Origin of the sequence: Niallia sp. Man26, assembly GCF_022049065.2 — a bacterium.
Lineage (GTDB): Bacteria > Bacillota > Bacilli > Bacillales > Cytobacillaceae > Niallia.
In genome coordinates, this window is the sequence record NZ_CP095744.1 from 913,695 (window position 1) to 936,835 (window position 23,141).

Here is a 23,141-nt window from a genome sequence, read left to right on the forward strand (position 1 = left end):
AGTTTTGTATTTATAGAATTTTTTGTAAAATTAAAATATAAGAATAAGTAAAGGGCAAACTGCTTGAAAGAGTAGGGCGCAAAGCAACAGATCTAAGGGATTTCTATGATGGCTGTGCTGCCTAAAAACCAGGAGGGCGTATGGCTGACACAAGTGCTGAATTAAAATTGGATATGGAATGGATTCAATTAATAGTAGAAGCAAAAGAACTTGGATTAACGATTGAACAAATTAAAGAATTTATTAACCAGCAGAGCTAAGCGTTTTTAACATACATATATGGATAGAAAAAAGGTCAAATCTATAGATTTGACCTTTTTTATTACCAGCTTATTGTTTGATAAATTCCGGCAAAAACATTTGAGCATTATTTCGTCCGCTCCGTTTGGCAGTATAAAGTGCGGCATCTGCTTCTCGCATTAAAGTTTGAATAGTTTCGGCAGCATCATTTGTAATAAAGGCTGTATGGGAAACACCTAAGCTTAAAGTAGTATATATATTTATTTCGTGAACGGTGGCGAAGCTTTCTGAAACTTTCAGGCGGATAACATTGGCTAAACGGTATGCTTCATTTAAGGACGTTTCTGGAAGGAGGATGATAAATTCTTCTCCTCCGTATCTACCAATTATATCTTCGTCACGAATGGTTTTCTTTGCTACTTTAGCTACATGAGATAAAACGATATCTCCAGCTTCATGTCCGTATTGATCATTAATTTTTTTGAAAAAATCTATATCAAACATAATGAGAGAGACATTTGCTTGAATTGTTGAAGCTGAAAGCATTTCTTCTGCTTTTTTTAAAAAATAGGTACGGTTGTATACTTGTGTAAGGCCATCAATAGATGCAAGCTGCTTGAGCATTTTTTGCATTTCTATCTTTTCTGTAATATTAACAAACGAGACTATTTTCCCTATTTTCCCTAACCTATTATCCTCGACAAGAGAGAAATGTACTTGATGATAAATGTTTCTATTCCCTTGATTCCATTCATAGTCACAATCTACACCTTTATCAATAATCTTCATAAGCTTTTGGTTGCCTATAAGAAGGCTGCTTAAAGGTTTTCCAATCACAGAAGCATTTAGACTTGGAATGATAGGAAGTATAGCATCATTATAATCAAGGATTACACCATTTTGATTTAATACAATAACCCCTTCTTTCATTCTCTCAAATACAGTATCCCTAAATATTGGCATTACATTGAACATCTTGAAGGTCAGAAGAGCAATAGAATGAAATATAAAGGATAAGCTCATGGATACTGGTCCAAGATCAATTCCATAAGGGCTTAGATTGTTTAAGTAAAAATAATTTGCAATAATTGGGAAAATTAAGCCTGCTGACATAGTAACTATTTGTATTCGAAACATAAAGGAAGCATTTTTCAGTTGTTGTAGCAATGTAATAATACTAACAGTTAAACAGAAGAACATATAAAAAGCATGAACATAAAATAATGGTCCATATTCCAACTTTAAGATAGGAAACGGTACATCGCTTCTTAGCGCAACAGAAGAGTAGTACAGATGGTGAAGGTCATTGGTTGCTTGCATGAAAATTGTAAAGCATGGAATTAGAAATAGGATGTAATAGTTCCACTGCTTTAGCTTTTGGCCAACGTATTCCAAACACATTAAAAAGAGAAAGGCCGGAATAAAAGGCATAACAAGATACTCAATAGTTACCCAAAGTTTTATTGTCTTAAGAGAGGTGCTTGATAACTCAAAGACATAAAAAAAGGAAAATATAGAGGAAAATAAAGTTGCATATTGATAAAATCTGGCACCTGGTGCACCTTTCAGCTTAAAGTAGGAAAATATGTACAGAAATAAGCTTAAAGAACCTGCAACAATAACCAATAGTATATAAAAAATCAATTCGTTATACATCAAATTGTAGTACTCCAATAATTTTAAATGGATCTAACAAAAACTTGGCTGATTATATTAGTATGTCATTCTTCAATTATACTTTAAGATACTGCATTAGGTAAGCTATTTTAGAAACTATTGAATAGTGATGGAGTACCTTCGTACACCATGTTCATGCAAAAAAGGCATCAGTAATACAAAAAATAATAAATAACATCCTACATAGGAAACTTTTAACATCCTTATACAGGCGAGGGATACTTATGAAATTATTTAAATTAACAGTCATAATAAGCTTTTCACTGCTATTTTTAACAGGCTGCTGGGATAGAGCGGAGCTATCAGAGGTGTCTATCGTAACAGGTGTGGCAATCGATAAAGGAAAAACGAAAAAATACAGGTTAACCATTGAGACCACGGAAGCGAGAGAAATGAATTACCAAACTGCAACAGGCATGGCCCCATCATTTGTTTATTCATTAGAGGGGGATGCAGTAGGAGAAATTGCTCATAAATTTAATATATCTAATGCATCTCGTCTAGTTTACTCTCATATGAGACTCCTTGCAATTAGTCAGGAAGTGGCGGAAACCGGCACGATGGACTTCATGGATTTTTTTGACCGCAACAGAGAAATGCGTGATGACTTTAGTATAGTGATCGTTAGAGGACAAGATGCAGGAAGTTTGTTGGAAGTTACAAATATGTACAAAAAAAGCCCGTCCTTAAAAATCTTTACACAATTGAATACGATGCAGAAAGAGTGGGGCGGGGCACCTGATATTAAGTTAAATGATTTTGTGCGTTTATATAATGCACAAGGTCAGTCTCCTGTCCTTGCAGCAGCCCGATTAATTGGTGATCCAAAAAAAGGAGGAAATGTTGAGAACTTAAAGAGTGAAGTCCCTGAGAGTTCAGTAGTTATTGACTCAATTGGCGTAATCAAAAACGGTAAACTCGTTGGTTTTGCAACATTAAAGGAAGTTAGAGATATGCTCTTTATTCAGGGAAGAATAAAGAATACAGAATTGACGGTTAAATGTATTAAGGGAGATAAGAAGTTTGGCTATCGTATTACTAGCACAAAAACAAAGGTAACAGCGAAAGAGAAAAATGGCCTTCCAACCTTCCATGTTAAAATTAAGGCAGAAGGCTATTTAGAAAGTACAGGTTGTACAAATGAATTTAAAAAGGAGTCTGCTTTTGAAGGGCAGGAAAAAGCTATTAACAAAATGATGGAAGACGAGATAATGCGATTTATTAATAAATCTAGAGAAGAGTATAATGCGGATATATTTGGTTTTGGAGAGTTTTTACGAGAACAAGATTATAAGCACTTTAAGAAATACGGAGTTCAATGGGATCAAGGCTTTGCCAAAGCAGATATAAATATTACTTTCGCTGCAGAAGTAAAAAGAACTGGTTTGAGAAGCAATCCATATATGATGAAATAAATAATTGATATTCACGTGAACCTCGACCAATATGTCGAGGTTTTAAACTTTCTTTTAAAATAATTTACTTTAATGGTAGCTTACGTTATTATACGTAGAAATACTGTGTACATAAATATTCTATGTACTTCACTTTTGAATGGAGTTTAGAGAAATGAAAATATCTTTTTTAGGTTTATTATTACAAATAGTATTCGTTCTGTTGATAACCATGTTTAATCATGTGCGCGTTTTTGTTATGGAGCAATACTCTATCTATCATGTAGCTTTATTTGAGTTGTTTATAGGTTTGGGTAGCTTTATTTGCGGAATTATCGGGCTGGTAAAAAAAGAAAATATAATGCTTTCCTTTTTTGTTATGGGGTTTAGGCTGCTGATTTGCATCTATTTTGTTTTTATATATCTATTAGGAGAAGCGGGGAATCCACCACCTATTCGGTGGCTTTATTTTATCTAAAAATTTGTTGTTCACATGAATTTATAAAAAAGTAGCCATTGGTAACAATAGATATTAGAGGAACAGCTTATTTTCAAAGCTTATCTTTCTTAGAAACGAAGAAAAAAATCATTATAAATCAAAAAGACTTTAAATTATTGTTTATAATTTTTAATTGAAAAAATTCCTACTTAAAAAATGCCGATTTCTGTTGTTCAATTGAGAATAACTGCTGATGAATAGTAATGAAATTCGGCAATAAATGAATTAAACTACAGCGTCCTTAAGAAAAAATGTTGATTTTATCGATTTTTTGATAGCCTTTTCATTTTATCTAGATTAAAATAATTACATTTTTTATTTGATTATAAATAATGATTGTTTTATAATACTAATTATTAATTTAATATTATTAAGTTATAAAATTTATTGTTAATTTAATAATACATCAAATCACTTTTAGGAGGAAATTTTTTATGTCATTAATCGGTAAAGAAGTAGCAGAATTCTCAGCTAAAGCATTTCACAACGGTGAGTTCATCGATGTTTCTGAACAAAATTTAAAAGGTCAATGGAGTGTAGTTTGTTTCTATCCAGCAGATTTCACATTCGTATGCCCAACTGAATTAGAAGACCTTCAAAACCAATATGGTGCTTTGAAAGATCTTGGAGTAGAAGTTTATTCTGTATCTACTGACACTCACTTCACACATAAAGCATGGCACGATCATTCTGATGCTATCGGAAAAATTGAATACATAATGATCGGTGACCCTTCTCAAAAAATCTCTCGTATCTTTGATGTGTTGAATGAAGAAGAAGGCCTTGCTGATCGCGGCACATTCATCATCGATCCAGACGGAGTTATCCAAACAGTTGAAATCAATGCAGACGGAATTGGCCGTGATGCAAGCACGCTTGTAAATAAAATTAAGGCTGCACAATATGTTCGCAACAATCCAGGTGAAGTTTGCCCGGCTAAATGGCAAGAAGGTTCTGAAACACTTAAGCCAAGCCTTGATCTTGTAGGAAAGATCTAAGGAGTGTCATCAATGATATTAGATGGAGACATTAAAGCACAATTAGAACAATATCTTCAGCTGATGGAAGGCGACGTTTTATTAAAGGTTAGTGCAGGTACTGATAAAGTATCTACTGATATGCTTGCTTTAGTAGATGAACTGGCAACTATGTCGCCAAGAATTAAAGTAGAAAAGACTACTTTACAAAGAACACCAAGCTTCAGTGTTAACCGTATCGGAGAAGACACTGGTGTCATCTTTGCAGGAATTCCATTAGGCCATGAATTTACTTCATTAGTTTTGGCACTGCTTCAGGTTAGCGGAAGAGCTCCTAAAGTAGACCAAAGCTTGCTAGACCAAATTAAGAACATCAAAGGCGAATACCATTTCGAATCGTATATCAGCTTAACTTGCCATAACTGCCCAGATGTTGTTCAAGCATTGAATGTGATGAGCATTTTTAATCCGCAAATATCACATACAATGATTGACGGCGGAGCATTTAAAGAGGAAGTGGAAAGCAAAGATATCATGGCAGTGCCAACTGTTTTCGTAAATGGTGAGCCATTTGGCAGCGGCCGTATGACTTTAGAAGAAATTCTTAATAAAATCGGCAGCGGTCCAGATGCTTCTGAACTTTCTAGTAAAGACCCTTACGACGTACTAGTTGTCGGCGGCGGTCCAGCAGGTGCTAGTGCAGCTATTTATGCAGCACGTAAAGGGATTCGCACAGGGCTTGTTGCTGAACGCTTTGGCGGTCAAGTAATGGATACATTAGGTATTGAGAACTTCATTAGTGTGAAGCATACTGAAGGTCCTAAGCTTGTTGCCAGCCTTGAGGAGCATGTGAAGGAATACGGCATTGATGTAATGAACTTACAGCGTGCTAAGCGTTTAGAAAAGAAAGATTTAATTGAATTAGAGCTGGAGAATGGTGCAGTTCTTCAAAGTAAATCTGTCATTCTTTCTACAGGAGCTCGTTGGAGAAATGTAGGCGTGCCTGGTGAAGCTGAGTTTAAAAACAAAGGTGTTGCGTACTGCCCTCACTGTGACGGACCATTGTTTGAAGGAAAAGACGTAGCTGTTATCGGCGGCGGTAACTCTGGTATTGAGGCTGCAATTGATTTAGCTGGTATTGTAAAGCATGTTACAGTGCTTGAATTCATGCCTGAACTAAAAGCAGATAAAGTACTGCAAGATCGTCTATACAGCCTTCCAAACGTTACAGTATTAAAGAACGTACAAACAAAAGAAATTACCGGTACAGATAAAGTAAACGGTATTTCTTATATCGATCGCGATACAGAAGAGGTTCATCATGTTGAACTTCAAGGTGTGTTTGTTCAGATTGGTCTTGTGCCAAATACTGACTGGTTAGGTGACACAATCGAACGTACTCGCTTCGGTGAAATCGTTGTAGACAGACACGGTGCTACAAACATTCCTGGAGTTTTTGCTGCAGGAGATTGTACAAACAGTGCTTATAAACAGATTATTATTTCCATGGGATCAGGGGCAACGGCGGCTCTAGGCGCATTTGATTATCTGATTCGCAACTAAATATAATATAAAAGGCTTTCGGTAACTAGTTTGCCGAAAGCTTTTTTTTACCTTCTATTTGTTCCCCTATCATAGCTTCCGTAACCTGTCACTGCTCCGTTCAACAAGGAATTGTAATAAATACAATAAAGGAGCTTTCATAAAGAAATAAATAAAAAACTGCACATTGTTAAAGCGAACTAATGTATAGTATTTAAGTTTCTTTGCAGCAAAAGTATAAGGAAATGCGAAAAAAGCATGTATTAATGCATTGATTATCATAAACTTTTTGAAATTCCCATAGGCTATCTTTAATGTCCACATGGAAATGAAAATAAATGGACCAGTATTAAAAGGCAATTCATCGACCCAATAGGTGTTTGGCTTATTATAAAAAACCCACCACTTACGGTCTTTGCCAACTTTTGCATGCAAAATTTCAATAATGCCAATTATTAAGGTAGCAGGAAGAAATCTTTTTATATTTTTAACACTGATAAAATATAGCGACAACCATGAAATCGTAACCATACAAATATTAAGTAGCGATTGAATTTTAAATGACATATTGAACCCTCACACTTTTTTTATTAGGATTCTTTTTTTAGTATTTATTATTCATAAAAAGTGTTTTCCGTACACTGCTGTAGTACTGAAAAGTCTGTTTGATATTGGAGGGCATACAGCTTGAATAAGAGCAATGAAAGGAGAAAATTTTCATACGCCAAGCATGCTAGATGGAGAAACCACAACCTCTGCTAGCGCGCCATTTTCAGAAAAATGATTTTTTAACTCTTATAAGAAGATAAATCCCCTTCTAAATTAATGTTAGAAGGGGATTTTTAAAACAACAGTATGCTCTCCTTATCGTGTTTTCCGATAGTGCAAAGGAGTTTCTCCATATTTCTGCTTAAACATTTTGTAAAAATAACTGGGATCATTATAGCCGATTTCATAAGTGATATCTGCAATTGGCATATTCGTTTCCCGCAGCAGTTTTTTTGCTACGCTTAATCGTTTATCGTTCAATAATTCAAAAAAACCTTTCCCTAAATTTTGTTTAATTTTAGAAGACAGGTAGTTTTTATTAAATTTAAATGTTTTTGCAAGGGAAGCAAGTGATACATCCTGATAATGACAGTCTATGTAGCGGATGATTTCAATCATTTTACTGTCCATCGTGTTCTGCTTCTCGCCCCAAGCCCGATTTTCCAGTATACGACTCAGTTCATAACTTAATATGGAAAAGTAATGTTTCATAACCTCCTGTTTGAAATGCTTTTGATTAAAATATTCAACCATCATATTCCGTAGTACGGATAAAATCGTCTCTTTTCCTGACACATCAATCAGTAAAAAAGTGCTGTGAGCGGATTTTTCGCGAATAGCATTAAGCAGAAATTCGCTGAAAATCGAATGTGATTGGAAAGAGTCAAACAAAATATCCATCGAGAAAAAATTCTCATGTACTAAAATATTGATTAAAATATCATTTTCTCCAATATTATCAACTTTTTGGACCACATCTTTATCCATTACGATAATGTGGTCCTTTTTTAGTTCAATTTTTTCATCATTAATATACTGCGTACAGTATCCAGAATACATATAGTTTATTTCAACAAAGTCGTGGGTGTGTGCTGGAGTGTATGAAAATCTTTGCTGTTTATTGATAAAAATATTTCCCTCAAGAAAAAATGCCTCTTTTGGGATTTTCGGGACTTTTTGAAGGGCATAAGGAAGGTTTAACTCGTTAATATTTTGTTTTTCTTTTCGTTGAATCTTTTCAACTTCTGTATGGCTGAAAAGGTACTCATCTAATGTCGATAATTCCATGTGCTTAATATCCTTTCCGAATATTTTACTAAACCTGAACAAAGACCATATTTTCAAGAATAAATGCCATTTTATCTAGATTTTATTTAGATTATACTTCGTATGTAAGCGTTTCACAAGTAGTGAGAAAGGATGAAAATAGTGAATTATTGGATTTGGTTTCCAGGAGATTTTGAAATTTACCATATTATGAAACAAAATTTTAGTCGAGAAGAACGTGGCTTTGATTGGCCTGCCTATTGGTTTACAGCTGGTTGGAACCATAATGTTAAGTTTAAACAAACGTATCATCTCAAAGAAAAGACAACTTTTACGGTACATGCTAAGGGGAAGGGGCATGTAGCTGTTACAAGACGGGAGGAGGCTGGTAGTGAACAAGTCGATAAATACCCATTTGAACAAACTATTACTTGTAATCCAGGTAAAATAACGGTTGAAGTGATTGTTTGTCATTTGGAAGGATTGCCTAGTATCTTTGTGTGCGGGCAAACTATATTTTCTGATGAGACTTGGTTGGCTTCAAACTATATCGAATCAGATCAGGCTGTAGGTGTAAGCGCTCTTTTTGTGGATAAAGAGCAAGATCCGATGGAATTTCCTTACACATATGAACAGAAGACACCCTCGAAGATTGAATATGTAAATGGAGGTACATTGCTAGATTTCGGTCATACCATTACAGCAAAAACAAAAGTGACTTTCTCCGAAAGATTTCAACCTATTACGTGTTGTTATGGTGAGAGCAGGACAGAAGCACTTGATGTTAAGGACTGTTACCTCAAACAAGTGATAAACACTCGTGATGATAAAGACCTTGAACTATTGGAAGAAAACACTTTTGTTACCCGACTGCGAGCGTTTCGCTATATCTTTTTACCCAATGTAATGGAAGATTCAGTAATGATTACTGCTATCCGGCAATATGTTGAGTTCGGCGGAGTAAGTCAGTTCCACTCATCAGATCAGCAGCTCAACCAAATTTGGGAGGTTGCCGATCGCACTTTCCGTACTTGCAGTGATATCTTCTTTTTAGATGGAGTTAAACGGGATAAATGGGTATGGTCGGGAGATGCCTATCAAAGCTATTTCATTAATCGCTATAGTTTTTTCAACAAAGAAATTGTTGAGCGGACAATTCTTGGGCTCCGCGGTACCAATCTTATGCAACAACATCTTAATACAATTATCGATTATTCCCTGTATTGGCTGATAAGCATTGAAGAGTATTATCAAACATTTAGTGATCGCAGATTTATTGAGGGAATTTATCCGAAAATGGTATCCCTGCTGCAATATTGTGAATCCCAAACGAATGAACACGGTTTTATTTACGGTAAACCAGGTGATTGGGTGTATATTGATTGGGCAGAGTTTGATATTTCAGGCCCGCTCTGTGCAGAACAAATGCTGCTGGCCCGTGCTTATCAAAGCATGATGAGCGTTGAGAAAGCATTGGGAATGCCAAATGGAGACTTACAAGCAAAATCAGAAAAGCTAATAGCCAATATCCATAAATATTATTGGGACGAAGAGAAGGGCGGCTTTATAGACAGTTATGAATCTGGTAAACGGAACATAACAAAACATGCTAACATCTTTGCCATACTGTTTAATATAGTTGATGAAAAAAAAGCAGCGATTATTAAAAAGAATGTTTTATTAAATCCAGCAATTAATGATATTCATACACCGTATTTTAAGTTTTGGGAGCTTGAAGTAATGGCACAAATTGGTGAATATTCGTATGTCCTTGAGCAAGTTAAATCCTACTGGGGCGGGATGTTAGCTGAAGGTGCGACGACTTTCTGGGAATATTACGACCCTAACGAAACAGGTGCCGAAAAATATGCAATGTATGGTGATAAATATGGGAAAAGTCTCTGTCACGCATGGGGGGCCAGTCCTATTTATTTAGTCGGGCGTTACCTGTTAGGCGTTCAGCCCACAGCACCAGGGTACAAAAGCTTTGAAGTGGCTCCACAAGTAGGCCTTTTTAAAGATTTCTCCTGTGAATTGCCAGTCGGAGCAGGGCAAGTAAAAGTTGAATGGAGCAAGCAACAACTTACTGTTACAGCAAACGTATCTGGAGGAGTTCTTCATCTAGCTAATCGAATTATTCCTATCGAAAGAGAGCAGGAATTAATTATTAACTTATAAAAAAGGGAGTAAATGAATATGGAGAAATCACAAGATAAGCTTTCAGGTAAAGACTGGTTTTTAGCAAGTGTTGCAGGTGTTGCTTCCTACCTGGATGCCGCATTGCTTGTCAGCGCCGGCATTGCTCTAGCAATTTGGTCTGACCATTTCGGCATTAATCCATGGTGGACAGGAGTTATCAGCACAGCGCTAACCCTTTCTGTTGCGATCGGGGCATTGTTTGGCGGCCGTTTATCTGATAAATTTGGCCGGGTCCGTGTCTTTAACATCGATATTCTGCTTGTAGCAATCGGCAGTATTATCATCGCCTTTTCTAATAGTATGCCAATGCTACTCATTGGGTTAATTATCGCAGGACTTGCATCAGGGGCAGATCTGCCAACATCGCTTGCTGTCATTACGGAGCGTGTTTCACCGAAACATCATGGTAAAGTTATCACTATTACGGAGATGTTTTGGATTCTCGGGATTCTCCTTTCACAAGCACTTGGTTTCTTAACTTCTACCATGGATATGACAGGGACACGGGTGTTGTTCATTTGGATTGCCGCAATAGCCATGATTAATTGGGGCATTAGGGTGTTTTCCAAAAAGTTTCGTCAAGTTGAACATGAACTTTACGAACAAAATGCACATGAAAATAATCGCGCTCAACCAGCACAAAAAGTTTCCATCAAAGCAATTTTTGCTTCCAAAAAGTATATGGTGCCGCTCATCTCGATTACTGGTTTTTATCTGTTTTGGAATATCCCAACAAATACTTGGGGCTCGTTCGTCAATTATTTCCTTGTTACCATTAACGGACGGACCCAATCATATTCAACTGCACTAGGCTTCTTTGCCAACCTTGCTGCAATTGCCGTTCTCTTTTTCATTTATATGAAATTAGCTGATACTAAATATCGATACACAATGATGCATACCGGAATTTTTCTTTGTGTTCTGTCTTTCGTGATTTCTGGAATTTTTGGCGGAACATCATGGATTATTTTCTCTGCCGCTTACTTTATTTACTCTGCTTGTAATAACTTACATGGAGAATCAATTTATAAAATTTGGACCCAATCATTCTATCCGCCAGATTTGCGGGCAAGCGTCACAGGCTTTTCAATTGCTGTTGTCCGTATTTTAACAGCGGTGTGCTCTGTATTTACACCAGTCATTATGAACTACTCACCAGACCTTCTAATGTGGATGCTAGTTGCCTCACTAGTCATCTGCTGGGCATTCGCAGCTGCAACAATAAAATTAGTAAAAAAATATAATATTCACGATCCTGGAATAAGACATTCTGTAACAAATAAGGATACTGGTCTTTCACAAAGGTGATTTTGATTTAAGAAGTCTCATGTTTCTTAAGAGTTAACATGAGACTTTTTTGTATGTAGTTAATTGGTTGCTGCTTGTGTTAAGTGACAGATAACATAATTTATTGTTAGATTTCATTAGAAAACTAAAGAATTCTTATAGACAGGTACTTATATTCTGAACTCTTCAAGGATATTCTGTTAAAGAAGTGGCTAAAGTATTATATTGGTCGAAAAGAATAATTAAGGGACTTTAAGTAGTGGGTTACGGAGAATAAGAAAACAATCAATAATCGATGGAAACTATAGGGAGTGACATTAATATGGATGTTTACTCCATGATTTTAATATTTTTTCCCTAGTGTACGTGTGAATTTGCCTGATTGTACGATTTTTTTTGTTTTGAATTCTTTTATAATAAATGTATAGAGGAGGATACGGACGAGTGGAATAAAATAAGGAGCTGACAAAAATGAAAAATAAACTAGTGTACGGGATTGTATTCAGTGTTTCACTTCTGGCAGGGTTTATTTTATTCTTTGCGGAAAAGAGGTACAGCAAGGAATATAAGAATAACAACAATACGAGTTTATAGTTATCCAACAGTTGGAGCGTACAAAAAGAGAAGTCTGCATTTAACAGACTTCTTTTCATTTTTATAGCACTATTTAATGCTTTCATGATTCTTTTCTTTTTCAATAATATCTTTTACAACATCGTCAATGGTAATATGACTTAAAGCTTTCTCCATTGCTGATTGAGCAATGGTAAAGAGAGGAAGTACTGCGTCTTGTATATTTCTTCCAACAGGACAATCAGGGTTTGGGTTGTCGTGTATACTAAAGAGCTCTTTTTCTTGAACGACGTTTACAGCTTTATAAACATCATGCAAAGTAATCTCAGATAACTTTTTTGCTGCTTGAGCTCCGGCAATTCCTGGACGGACGTTAATTAAGCCGGCATTTTTAAGCATGCCCATTATCTTTCTGATAACAGCGGGATTTGTATTTACACTGCTTGCTAGAAACTCAGAGGAGATAACACTTGTTTTATTTATTTCAATAAGAGTCAGTATATGAATACCAACAGCAAAACGACTGCTGATCGACATGTGAAACACCTTCCTAACGATAAGTTCAATTTTCATGTAATTATTCTGGTTACAACTATATTATACCTAAAAATCTTAAAAAGTCTCGGGAAAAACAATTTTATATACCTGTTGACAAGTTAGATACATGTAACTTATATTATTACTTGTAACAACTATTGATACAAGTGATTAACTGTGAACGAAGTTATTAATGATAAGCATAGAAAAAAGTGGAGGAATGGTAATGAATCATTTAGTTATTTATGCACATCCAAACGAAGAAAGCTTTAACCATGCTATTCTCGGTACGGTCGTTGAGTCTTTACAAGAGAAAAGTCATGAAGTTATGGTTAGGGATTTATATGCAATTGGGATAGACCCGGTTTTAAAGTTTGATGGTAAGGGTGAAGTAGATCCAGAAATTAAAAAAGAACAAGAATATATCAGCAAAGCAGACGTTATTACACTCATTTATCCAATCTGGTGGACAGGAATGCCGGCTATTTTAAAAGGCTATATTGACAGAGTGTACTCCTACGGATTTGCTTATCAGTACAATACTGATGGTGGTATAGATAAGCTGCTAGCAGGGAAGAAAGGTCTTATTATCAATACTCACGGAACACCGAAGGATATTTATGATTCTATTGGAATGACAGAAGCACTAAAGAAAACCTCTACAACAGGAATATTTGAATTTTGCGGTATTGAAAGTGTTGGTCATTTAACTTTTGGCAGCGTTCCTTCAGTGGATGATTCAACAAGAAAAGGAATGCTTGAAGAAATTAAAAACGAAGTAAACTCATTGTTTTAACTAAGCAAGTAGCCTTTAGGTGGAAGAGTTGTAACTATTAAAATTATAATTATAGGAGGAGTTTATAATGAAAATTGCAATTATTGGTGCTAGTGGTAAAGCAGGAAACTTAATTTTAAAAGAAGCAGTAGAACGGGGCCATGAGGTTACAGCAATTGTAAGAGACACTGCAAAAATACAAAATCATCAGGTAACTGTCGTTGAGAATAATGTTTTCAATTTGAAAACAGAAGATATTCAAAATTACGATGGTAGTAAATGCTTTTAATTCTGCTCCAGGCCAAGAAATCCAGCATATTGAGGCAGGTCAGGTGCTGATAGAAGCGTTAAAAGCTGCCCAAAACACTCGACTAGTTGTAGTAGGTGGAGCAGGAAGCTTATTTGTAGATGAAACGAAAACAATGCTTGTGCTGGAAACATCTGAATTCCCTAAAGCTTATTATCCAACGGCTTTTAATATGGGAGAAAACTTAAAAGAACTGCAAAATACGAATGATATTAACTGGACATATATTAGTCCAGGAGGTTTCTTTAATCCAGAAGGCAAGCGCACAGGATTCTATCAAAAGGGCGGAGATGTTCTTTTTCTAAACTCTAAAGGTGACAGCTATATCAGTTATGCCGACTATGCAATCGCATTATTAGATGAAATTGAAAATCCACAACATAAAAACCAACGCTTTGCTGTTGTTGGGGAAGCTGAATAATTTTAGATTTCGCCAAAAACCGACCTGTATATAGGGGCGGTTTTATTCATGTTAATAAATTATGCAAATCAGATTGTAATTGGTAGTAGAGCAGACCTGTCCAGTGGCGGTAGTATTTAATTTTGGTAAGAAGAAATCTTTCAGATAACTGCACACCTCAATGTAGTGAAAAGAATTAGATTTGAAAGTATTTAAATACAAAGCGTTTAAGCAAAGTGAGAAAGAAAGAGAATGATAAGCCGAATATGAGGGTATGAATGTAGTGAGGAAGTATTTATATAGTCAATAATTTTATAATACTTGCCTAAAAGGGCAAAATAATCAAGTTCATTCTATACAAAAGGAGAGTTAATATTGACTAACATCTATAATCTATACAGCTCAGACGAAGATCACTTAGGCATTAGCAAATCCTTTCATATTCAATGCGATTTACCTCCGCATAAATTCCGCCAAATTATGATGGAGTATCGCCGCAATAACACAGTAGGAGATGACATTCATTCATTTGTCCATTATTTAAAGGAATCATTTCCTGACTCGTTAACTACCTTTGACTATGATGATGTCATCCAGTTTGATGCAGACCAAGAGAATAGTGCGATTCTTGCTAACTTAACAGATCAGATGAATAACTCAAAATAATTTAAATGAACAGCTCTCCCTGAAGTGCACCCCAATTGTTAGACGAAGGTCTAACAATTGGAGGTGCCTTTTTTATGGCCAAATTTTCAATAGAAGAAAAAATTAGTGCCGTTTTGGAATATATAGATGGTGATGATGGCGTAAATACAATAGCGAGAAAAATTGGGGTTAGCTATGCTCTATTCCAAGATTGGATTAAACAATATAAGCTACATGGAGAAAAAGCCTTTGAAAAACGCTATACAAACTACTCCGTTGACTTTAAACTAGACGTATTGAAATTTATGAATGAAACTGGGACGTCTAACAAGGAAACGGCAGCTATCTTTAATATCTCATCTCCACCAACCATTTTAAAGTGGAGGAAGGCTTTTGAAGAAGGCGGAATAGATGCTCTAAAACCGAAGAAAAAGGGGCGTCCGTTTATGAGTAAAAAATCGCAGAAAAAAACAAAGAAAACACCAGATAAAGGTTCTGTGGAGGAACTGCAAGAAGAGATCTATCGTTTAAAGATGGAGAATGCCTACTTAAAAAAGTTGAATGCCTTAGTTCAGGAAAGGGAAAAGCTACAAAACAAGAAAAAGTAAAGGCGATATACGAACTAAGGAAATCATTCCCGATAACAGAGTTAATGAAAATAGCTGGTATCGCAAAAAGCACCTATTATTATCAATTAAAAGTAATACAACGTCCAGATAAGTATATAGAAATAAAGCAACACATTGAGTTTATATACCACACGAATCAGGGGCGTTATGGCTACCGTCGAATTCACCTAGAGTTAAGAAATCGTGGTGTATATATTAATCATAAGACGGTACAACGCCTTATGAAACAACTTGGGCTAAAATCCTTGGTTCGGATAAAAAAATACCGTTCCTATAAAGGGAAAGTAGGGAAAATAGCACCTAATGTGCTAAAGCGTAACTTTGTGGCAACCAAACCGAATGAGAAGTGGGTAACTGATGTGACAGAGTTCCACTTATTTGGACAAAAGCTTTACCTATCTCCTATTCTTGATTTATACAATGGGGAAATCATTGCCTATAACATAGAAAAAAGACCTGTCTATTCCCTAGTTTCTAAGATGTTGAATCAGGCATTGGAGGCTTTGCCAGAAGGAGAGAAACCTATCCTGCACTCGGATCAAGGCTGGCACTATCAGATGAGTAATTATCGTCACGTGTTAAAACAGCATGGAATTACACAGAGTATGTCGCGAAAAGGAAATTGTTTGGATAATGCAGTCATGGAGAATTTCTTTGGCTTATTAAAGTCGGAATTATTCTACCTTCACGATTTTGAAAACATGGACCACTTTAAAAGAGAACTGGAGAGCTACATTTATTACTATAATCACATACGAATTAAGGCAAAATTAAAAGGCATGAGTCCGGTTCAATACCGAACTCATGCCCCAGAAGCTGCCTAACGAGATAACCATGTCTAACTTTATGGGGTCACTTCACCCTTCACTTGAAGGGGAGCTGTTTTCTATTAAAAGAAAGCTGAAAAAATTACTTGTTCATTTTTCGGAAGTATTTCTTATTGCAGGTCTCTATAATAAATAATATAACGGATCTAAGTTAACAGATTTCCTTTGAACCTAAGTGTATAGAACTTACAGAAGAAAATAAATGAACGCTAAATTGAGGTGACTTAAGCAGTGGTTATTTCTGAAAAAAAGAAAGAAGAATTTTATCGAGCATTAGTGGACAAAAATCCACACTATGATGGTATTTTTTTTGCTGGTATTAAAACAACTGGAATCTTCTGTCATGCAACTTGTACTGCCAGAAAGCCAAAGTATGAAAACTGCGAATTTTTTCTAAGAGCAGAAGAGGCGTTGTTAGCCGGGTATCGCCCTTGCAAACGTTGTAACCCTTTGTATTATCCTCATAGCATCCCAGAAGAGGTGGAAATATTAGTTGCTGAAATTGAAAGAAACCCTGAAAAGAGGTGGAAAGAAGCAGACTTTCTAGAGTTAGGCATCCATTCGGCTACTGCCAGAAGAAAGTTCAAAGAAATATATGGAATGACATTTGTCCAATATGCCCGCTCCCGCCGTATGGGAATGGCTTTTAAAAAGATTATCTCAGGCAAAAAGGTAATTGACCAACAAGTTTCCTTAGGCTATGAGTCATCTAGCGGGTTTAATGACGCATTTACAAGGATAATGGGCAACCCTCCGAAGAAAACAGCTATTTCGATTATCCATGCTAACATATTCTCCACACCTCTTGGCAATATGATCAGTTTGACTGACGCAAAATATCTATATTTGTTAGAGTTTTTGGATAGGAGAGGACTAGAAAGAGAAATTGAGAAGCTGCGTATAAAGCATAATGCTAGAATTTTACCTGGAAATACAGACATTAATAAAAGTTTAGTTGAACAGTTAAATTTATATTTCTCAGGGAGGTTGAGGCAATTTACAGTTCCTCTTTATAAAAGCGGAACACCTTTTCAAATGAAAGTATGGGATATCCTTACCACCATCCCGCCAGGTCAAACAATCTCCTATCAAGATATTGCTAGCAGATTAGGAAATATAAATCTGGTGAGAGCTGTTGGTAATGCAAACGGGGCCAATCAGATTTCGATCATCATTCCTTGTCATAGAGTCATAAGCGCAAATGGAGACATAGGAGGCTATGGCGGTGGAATACAGCGGAAAAAATATTTACTTAATATAGAAAATTTATATAGTGAATAAAAAGACGGTTTGCTTATGAAAGCAAACCGTCTTTATTTTAAACTTAATTCCTGCCTAATCGCTCATCAAACATTAATTGGACTTGTATACCATATGGATCTTCAATTATTCCGTATGCTTTACTAAATAAGTTAGCGGACAAGGGGACTATTACTTTTACTCTATCGTCTGAAATGAAGTCAAAGAAAATTATCCTTCTATGACCATTCCTATTAAAAACAAAACCGTTATTAAAGGCTGCTATAACAAAGGTGAAGAGCAATTTATAGCCGATTACTTTATCAGATATGGTTGTGATTTGAAATCGGTTAAGCCTGAATCTTTATAACAAACTATTCAAGATAGATTAAAGCAACTTCAGAATCGCGATTACAATATATGGAATTGCTCTTCTCCGAAAGGAAATTAAATAGTATAATTTATTTAGTGAAACTAATTATTAGTGGATATGAGTGGGAGGTAAATATGGATATTAGAGTGCTTGAAAAAAGGGATGCGAAGGCATATAAAAAGTTGAGGTTGGAAGCTTTACAAACAAATCCAGCAGCATTTGCATCTAGTTATGAAGAGGAAAAAGACTTCACACTTGAGAATTTTGATAACAGGTTAACGAATTCATCTGCCTATACTTTTGGAGCATTTGAAGAAGGAGAACTTAATGGTGTTGTTACACTGCAATTAGAGCAAAAGGTTAAATTAAAACATCGAACAAATTTAGTTGCCATGTATGTCACAACTGAAAAACGGGGCAAAGGAATAGCGAAAAAATTAATACAAGAAGCTATAAAAAGAGCGGAAAAGTTAGAAGACATTGAACAAATTTACTTATCAGTTAGTGCAAATAACACGCCTGCTAAAAGTCTCTATAACTCTTTAGGGTTTACTACCTATGGAATAGACCGAAGAGCGCTAAAAATAGACAATACATATCTTGATGAAGAGCTGATGGTTTTATTTTTATAATGTTTGATGCTGGCAACTGAAACCTTTTCATAGTCTCTCCCGTATTAATGGATAATTACATGAAATAGTTGGAGGGAATAAAGTTGACGGAAAAAGGGTGTCTAAAATGTGGCAGCAAGGATGCAGGGAAAAAAGAAGTGGCGATGACAGGAACAGGTTTATCAAAAATGTTTGATCTTCAACATAACACATTTATTGTCGTGTATTGCAAAAAATGCGGTTATTCAGAGTTTTATAATAAGCAAACTTCTGCAGGATCTAATATTCTTGATTTATTTTTTGGTTAAAAATACTAGGGGCATTACTGAAAAAGTGGTGCTGCCTTTTTTTGTGCGTTGGTTGCATCAGGCTGAAGAAATAATGTAAAGGTTAATGACCGCTTGGCAGAGAATTGGAGCAAGTTACTAATATTAAATCGATAAAGTTTAACAATATCTGAAAAACATGAACCAACCATATTACTGGTCGATTCATGTTTTTCAGGTATTCCTAAAGATCCTGTAAGTCTTCTATCGAATTTATATCCATATAAGCAGGAACTACGAGTCCATTCTTTAAACCCGTGAAGTTTGGACCTAGGTCAACGAAGTCACCTTCAAACTTTTCATAATAAGCAGCATGTGTTGTTGGTAAGGCTGCACCTATCATAGCATCGACACTGCCGTCTGCAACACCTGCCCACATTGCACCAGGCTCCACTTGGATTAAGTTGACGGAATAGTCTAATTTATTTTCCAACACGTATTTAACGACATTATTGCTTGCGATGGCGTCAGCCCAAGCTGCATATGTCATTTTTATTTCTTCCCCATTACCAGGCTCTACACCTTCAATCCAGGTATCAACTAAATCAGCATTATCAGCGACCCATTCTTCAGCTGCTTCCTGTTCGGTTTTTCCACTTTGGATTCTTACCATTACATCCTGCATTTCTTCAGGTCCCCATTCGAATTGATCAAGGAACTTATAGGCTTCAGGCAAATCCTCTTTAAACCCATGCCGTACAAGAGTATGTATGTATTCTTCGTCTCCGTAAAGTCCTTTAGGATCTTCAAGCATTTTCAAATCAAATTCATTAAATATCCAGTGTGGAATCCAACCTGTCACAATAATTGGCTCTTCCTTTTTAATTGCTTTTGTTAATTCCGCTGTCATTGCAGTATCGGAGCCTTCTATAACTTCCCATTTTTCATCAAGACCGTAACCTGGCATTACTTTATTTTGTGTAGCATTCATTAGACCAGATCCTGGATCTATCCCAACAATTGTATAATCCAATTCTTCGGCGATAGACCCATTGCTACCTGTTTCTTCACTTCCACATGCGGTTAAACCGACTGATAGAGCTAATGCTGATGTTACTCCGAGAAGTTTTTTTAGCACTAATAAAATCCCCCTTTAATTTGTTTTTAATGTTTCGTAAAGTGTAACGTTAATCTAAATGGAACTCAAAGCGCAGAATATCTCTTAATCTCCTGTAAGCAATGTAGAGATGTAACTATATAACTAACCTGCACTGTATACGCCCTTTTCCTCTATTTTCCTAGCTTATCCTACATGGTGGGTGTATTTTTTCATCTATAGTGTAATGGGTAGGAGGGGAAGCCAGAAAGTAGAAAGATAGCTTGAAATAAGGCATAAAAAAACGAATGATGTGCATTTTCATTCGTTTTTCGTCGTATATCTGTACTTTTTTTTGGCTTGGCATGATGGTGATTTCGAGCTTTCCGTCAACCATTTATAGCACAGTTTGATTATCTTTAAGATCATTTGAAACCGATGGCTTTCTTTTACTTCGGGAAACTTATCTTCTGTCAGTTTTTCCGAAATTGAGATGTTATTCAAAGGTGGTATTCAGTTTATGAATGGTGCTTCATTTAATTTCATTGAAGTTGAGGTTTTCAAATGTCGAAGGGTTAGTCCTGAATATGGTTATAAATGCGAATATAAACGAGCGGAAAATAAAACTAGTAGATTGAGATACTCTAACTTAAGATTCAAGTAATTTTTGTTTTTATTTGTGATAACGGTACTAACTTTACTTTGAAAAAATTAATTATATCTTTTTTTTCTTTCAGTTCAGCATAACCACTGGAGTATATGTAGAGGACTTCATACTCTTTGAATTGAAATATAACAACATCACCTTTTTTTAACATCAACTTCCTCCCTTGTTTCCCACAATTTATTAAAAAAATAAGCAGCCCACAGTAAAAAATATAAAGTAATAAACTGTCTTTTTTACTGTGTGCTGCTTGGATAAACAAAAACAATATTAAGAAAGCTCGTGGTTTTTCATTACCTTCTCTTCATAGAACAATTTACTCCAAATCTTCCATTTCATTATTTCTAAAGCAAGGTGTATGACTGCAAGATAGGAGATATATAATAAAATTTGGTGGAATAGTGTCATCTCTTTAAAGAACGAGTTGTATTCTCCCCGATACCAGTAAAGGACTAGTGCAAGCACTATTAGTCTGAATAACAATTTCCATGTTATATATTTAAGTGTTAGTTGTTTCATTCGGATTCCCTCTTCAATTCTGTCATTATTGTTTATTCGTGCTGGTTATTATACAAAAAGCTTGTTATGACCGTTTTTTTCCACGGCGAATACACTTGTCTGTGTAATAATCATATTTATGCTTGTTCTGAATGAAACATATTATAGCGTTTAAGAACAAAATAATATACCCCCTATAACAAACTTTTATTTTTGATTTTATCCAAAATAATGAGCCAATCCTTGTTTTATTAACTTGATCCAACCGAAAAAAGATATCCAAAGAATCACGCCTGCTAACAGGACGTAGTTAAAGAAATATTTCTTCATTATAAAACTCCTATATTGAAAGTATTAATTTTGGAGAGAATCCTATTAGTGAGAAAGAAAACTTGCATCATCAAAACATATAACTGTTATGCTAATCAGATTCCTTATCGAAAACCTGAGAGAGGAGTTCGATAAGGAAGAGGAATCTAACAACATGCTATTTCGGAGATGGTAGAAGAAAGAAGCTTGAAAAATTAATTGATTGGGACAAATTAGCTGCATATATAGCTTTAATCGTTCTGAAAGGTAGCTCTATAATTTTGATATACGATCGAGAATTATATTAATGGCGATAACATCATCCAAATAACCGATTGGCAGTATGTAATCTGGAATAACATCTAATGTGCTGACAAAGTAAAAAAGTCCGCTTGCCATTAACAGAAGTTGAGCTGGGCTTCCCTTTTTATATCTAAATTTATAATATAATTCCTCCAGCTGTTGAATAAACGGCCCTTCACTTCCTAATTTCTTCACTTTTTTCTTGAATTGAGTGATTAAATTCTTCTGGTCTTCTGAGGAATGTACATCGTTTGAATAAGCATTTATTTGCTGTTCAACTTCTTCAATTTTAAAGGTGTCACTATACATCCCTGATGAGTTAATCATGTTTTGGATAGCATCTATTTTGGCATGCAGTTCAAAATGATTGTCTGCTTCTGTGGATTTCTCTGTATATCCTGCAGCAGTAAATAACTCATAAACGGGAATGTGAAGAGACTCGGAAATAGCCTGCAGGTGCTTTGGGGTGGCCTTTCTTTTTCCACTGATAATTCTTGAAATAGTCGCTTTATCAATATTTGTTTCTAAACTGAGTTTACTCATAGAGATTTTCTGATTTTCTAGGGTGGTTTTTAACAGATGCCCGAGTTTATTTTCATTGATTTCATTACTCGTCATTACATTCAGCCTCCATACTTTTAACAATTGAAATATACTATCTTGTTGACAAAATGTCAACGAATATACTAAGCTGTTACTAAATTTACTAACAGAGACAATAATAAACGTAATAATTTCGCTTTAACTCTATTAAAGTAAGTTAATTAGGAGGTTAAAACATGTTTTTAGTTTATTTTATCATCATTTTGATTATACCAGTTTGGGCACAGCTAAGAGTCAAAGGTGCTTACAAAAAGTATTCAAAAATCGAGTCTTCTTCCTTCCTTTCTGGTAGAGAAGTAGCTAGAAAAATACTTGATTCAAACGGTTTATATGATGTTTCAGTGGAAGAAACAGGAGGGGTGCTTTCTGACCATTATGATCCGCGGTCAAAAGTTGTCCGTCTGTCAACGAATAACTATCACGGTCATTCTTTAGCGGCAGCAGCAATTGCGGCTCACGAGGTTGGTCATGCTATTCAAGATCAGCAGGATTATTCTTTTTTAAGAATTAGGCATGCATTAGTACCTGTAGCTAATATTGGGAGTAATTTTTCATGGATACTCATCTTAATTGGCATGATTGCCGGTTTAAGTAATTTCGTGTTGTTAGGCATCATTGCTATGGCAGCAGCGGTATTGTTTCAATTTGTCACATTGCCAGTTGAGTTTAATGCATCTACACGGGCAATGGATGAAGTAGTGTCTTTAGGAATTATCAGTAATGCAGAAGAAAGAGATACCAAAAAGGTGTTAAATGCAGCGGCGTTAACATATGTGGCAGCGGCAGCGGTTGCGGTGTTAGAACTTATCCGTTTAATCCTAATTTATACAGGTATGCAAAGAAACGAAAACTAAAG

Annotated in this window: 23 protein-coding genes, 2 pseudogenes and 1 riboswitch; of the genes and pseudogenes, 16 read left to right on the top strand and 9 right to left on the bottom strand. The window is 35.6% G+C overall.

The features are described from left to right. Window positions 1–43 precede the first annotated feature (43 nt). Window positions 44–125: riboswitch (cyclic di-GMP riboswitch) on the top strand. 15 nt (window positions 126–140) lie between these two features. After that, window positions 141–260, top strand: coding sequence for an anti-repressor SinI family protein (locus L8T27_RS24025; protein ID WP_233317003.1), 120 nt, complete (start codon window positions 141–143; stop codon window positions 258–260). Between the two features lie 70 nt (window positions 261–330). On the opposite strand, the gene L8T27_RS24030 is transcribed toward L8T27_RS24025, so the two are convergent. After that, window positions 331–1,896, bottom strand: coding sequence for a histidine kinase N-terminal 7TM domain-containing diguanylate cyclase (locus tag L8T27_RS24030; protein WP_237944199.1), 1,566 nt, complete (start codon window positions 1,894–1,896; stop codon window positions 331–333). Window positions 1,897–2,141: 245 nt separating this feature from the next. Here L8T27_RS24030 and L8T27_RS24035 point away from each other — a divergent pair, with 245 nt between their 5' ends. The 4 genes from L8T27_RS24035 (at window position 2,142) to ahpF (ending at window position 6,350) form a co-directional block, all read left to right on the top strand. Then, window positions 2,142–3,332: a Ger(x)C family spore germination protein gene (locus tag L8T27_RS24035; protein ID WP_237943410.1), complete on the top strand. Its 1,191-nt coding sequence runs from the start codon at window positions 2,142–2,144 to the stop codon at window positions 3,330–3,332. A gap of 154 nt (window positions 3,333–3,486) precedes the next feature. Then, window positions 3,487–3,789, top strand: coding sequence for a hypothetical protein (locus tag L8T27_RS24040; protein ID WP_237943412.1), 303 nt, complete (start codon window positions 3,487–3,489; stop codon window positions 3,787–3,789). A 455-nt stretch (window positions 3,790–4,244) separates the two neighbouring features. Beyond that, entirely contained in the window at window positions 4,245–4,808 is a 564-nt protein-coding gene (gene ahpC, locus L8T27_RS24045) for an alkyl hydroperoxide reductase subunit C (protein WP_233317006.1), read from the top strand. A 12-nt stretch (window positions 4,809–4,820) separates the two neighbouring features. Further along, window positions 4,821–6,350, top strand: a complete 1,530-nt coding sequence (ahpF, locus tag L8T27_RS24050) for an alkyl hydroperoxide reductase subunit F (RefSeq protein WP_233317007.1) — start codon at window positions 4,821–4,823, stop codon at window positions 6,348–6,350. 69 nt (window positions 6,351–6,419) lie between these two features. Here ahpF and L8T27_RS24055 read toward each other — a convergent pair whose 3' ends face one another. Beyond that, window positions 6,420–6,896 carry a hypothetical protein gene (locus L8T27_RS24055; RefSeq protein WP_237943414.1) on the bottom strand — a complete coding sequence of 159 codons (477 nt, stop codon included), beginning with the start codon at window positions 6,894–6,896 and terminating at the stop codon, window positions 6,420–6,422. 297 nt (window positions 6,897–7,193) lie between these two features. Beyond that, window positions 7,194–8,165, bottom strand: coding sequence for an AraC family transcriptional regulator (locus L8T27_RS24060; protein WP_237943416.1), 972 nt, complete (start codon window positions 8,163–8,165; stop codon window positions 7,194–7,196). A gap of 141 nt (window positions 8,166–8,306) precedes the next feature. Between L8T27_RS24060 and L8T27_RS24065 the strand changes: the two genes are divergently transcribed. The 3 genes from L8T27_RS24065 (at window position 8,307) to L8T27_RS28830 (ending at window position 12,224) form a co-directional block, all read left to right on the top strand. Beyond that, window positions 8,307–10,322 carry an alpha-L-rhamnosidase-related protein gene (locus L8T27_RS24065; protein WP_237943418.1) on the top strand — a complete coding sequence of 672 codons (2,016 nt, stop codon included), beginning with the start codon at window positions 8,307–8,309 and terminating at the stop codon, window positions 10,320–10,322. Window positions 10,323–10,340: 18 nt separating this feature from the next. Then, entirely contained in the window at window positions 10,341–11,651 is a 1,311-nt protein-coding gene (locus tag L8T27_RS24070; protein ID WP_237943420.1) for an MFS transporter, read from the top strand. Window positions 11,652–12,101: 450 nt separating this feature from the next. Continuing rightward, window positions 12,102–12,224, top strand: coding sequence for a hypothetical protein (locus L8T27_RS28830; protein WP_267913447.1), 123 nt, complete (start codon window positions 12,102–12,104; stop codon window positions 12,222–12,224). A 69-nt stretch (window positions 12,225–12,293) separates the two neighbouring features. Here L8T27_RS28830 and L8T27_RS24075 read toward each other — a convergent pair whose 3' ends face one another. Further along, entirely contained in the window at window positions 12,294–12,740 is a 447-nt protein-coding gene (locus L8T27_RS24075; RefSeq protein WP_237943422.1) for an Rrf2 family transcriptional regulator, read from the bottom strand. Window positions 12,741–12,966: 226 nt separating this feature from the next. On the opposite strand from L8T27_RS24075, the gene L8T27_RS24080 reads away from it, so the two are divergent. From L8T27_RS24080 to L8T27_RS24100, 5 genes and pseudogenes are all read left to right on the top strand, one after another. Continuing rightward, window positions 12,967–13,536, top strand: a complete 570-nt coding sequence (locus L8T27_RS24080) for an NAD(P)H-dependent oxidoreductase (protein WP_237943424.1) — start codon at window positions 12,967–12,969, stop codon at window positions 13,534–13,536. Window positions 13,537–13,603: 67 nt separating this feature from the next. Then, window positions 13,604–14,243: pseudogene (locus tag L8T27_RS24085) on the top strand (NAD(P)-dependent oxidoreductase). A gap of 354 nt (window positions 14,244–14,597) precedes the next feature. Next, entirely contained in the window at window positions 14,598–14,888 is a 291-nt protein-coding gene (locus L8T27_RS24090) for a hypothetical protein (RefSeq protein ID WP_237943425.1), read from the top strand. Window positions 14,889–14,962: 74 nt separating this feature from the next. Continuing rightward, window positions 14,963–16,320, top strand: a protein-coding gene (locus L8T27_RS24095) for an IS3 family transposase (protein ID WP_237943427.1) whose coding sequence is annotated in 2 segments (ribosomal slippage) — window positions 14,963–15,416 and window positions 15,416–16,320 — 1,359 coding nt in all. Because the reading frame shifts where the segments join, the coding sequence is not laid out codon by codon here. 234 nt (window positions 16,321–16,554) lie between these two features. Beyond that, window positions 16,555–17,604 (top strand): bifunctional transcriptional activator/DNA repair enzyme AdaA, encoded by a 1,050-nt coding sequence (locus L8T27_RS24100; RefSeq protein ID WP_237943429.1) that lies wholly within the window; start codon window positions 16,555–16,557, stop codon window positions 17,602–17,604. Window positions 17,605–17,647: 43 nt separating this feature from the next. Here L8T27_RS24100 and L8T27_RS24105 read toward each other — a convergent pair. Further along, window positions 17,648–17,779 (bottom strand): annotated as a pseudogene (locus tag L8T27_RS24105) (VOC family protein); the annotation flags it as partial. A 290-nt stretch (window positions 17,780–18,069) separates the two neighbouring features. On the opposite strand from L8T27_RS24105, the gene L8T27_RS24110 reads away from it, so the two are divergent. Both L8T27_RS24110 and L8T27_RS24115 read left to right on the top strand, forming a co-directional pair. After that, window positions 18,070–18,567 carry a GNAT family N-acetyltransferase gene (locus L8T27_RS24110; protein ID WP_237943431.1) on the top strand — a complete coding sequence of 166 codons (498 nt, stop codon included), beginning with the start codon at window positions 18,070–18,072 and terminating at the stop codon, window positions 18,565–18,567. Window positions 18,568–18,650: 83 nt separating this feature from the next. Further along, the gene (locus tag L8T27_RS24115; protein ID WP_233317027.1) at window positions 18,651–18,854 is read left to right on the top strand and encodes a zinc ribbon domain-containing protein; all 204 of its coding nucleotides are present in this window, start codon (window positions 18,651–18,653) and stop codon (window positions 18,852–18,854) included. Between the two features lie 202 nt (window positions 18,855–19,056). Here the strand turns inward: L8T27_RS24115 and L8T27_RS24120 are convergent, their stop codons facing one another. The 4 genes from L8T27_RS24120 to L8T27_RS24135 all read right to left on the bottom strand — a co-directional run bounded on the left by L8T27_RS24120 (window position 19,057) and on the right by L8T27_RS24135 (window position 22,300). Then, window positions 19,057–19,950 carry a glycine betaine ABC transporter substrate-binding protein gene (locus tag L8T27_RS24120; protein ID WP_233317028.1) on the bottom strand — a complete coding sequence of 298 codons (894 nt, stop codon included), beginning with the start codon at window positions 19,948–19,950 and terminating at the stop codon, window positions 19,057–19,059. A gap of 614 nt (window positions 19,951–20,564) precedes the next feature. Further along, window positions 20,565–20,726 carry a hypothetical protein gene (locus L8T27_RS24125; RefSeq protein WP_233317029.1) on the bottom strand — a complete coding sequence of 54 codons (162 nt, stop codon included), beginning with the start codon at window positions 20,724–20,726 and terminating at the stop codon, window positions 20,565–20,567. 116 nt (window positions 20,727–20,842) lie between these two features. Next, window positions 20,843–21,091, bottom strand: a complete 249-nt coding sequence (locus L8T27_RS24130; protein WP_237943433.1) for a hypothetical protein — start codon at window positions 21,089–21,091, stop codon at window positions 20,843–20,845. Window positions 21,092–21,652: 561 nt separating this feature from the next. After that, complete coding sequence (locus L8T27_RS24135; protein WP_237943434.1) at window positions 21,653–22,300, bottom strand: DUF1232 domain-containing protein; 648 nt, start codon at window positions 22,298–22,300, stop codon at window positions 21,653–21,655. 161 nt (window positions 22,301–22,461) lie between these two features. Here L8T27_RS24135 and L8T27_RS24140 point away from each other — a divergent pair, with 161 nt between their 5' ends. Further along, window positions 22,462–23,139 (top strand): zinc metallopeptidase, encoded by a 678-nt coding sequence (locus L8T27_RS24140; RefSeq protein WP_233317032.1) that lies wholly within the window; start codon window positions 22,462–22,464, stop codon window positions 23,137–23,139. The last annotated feature ends 2 nt before the right edge of the window (window positions 23,140–23,141 follow it).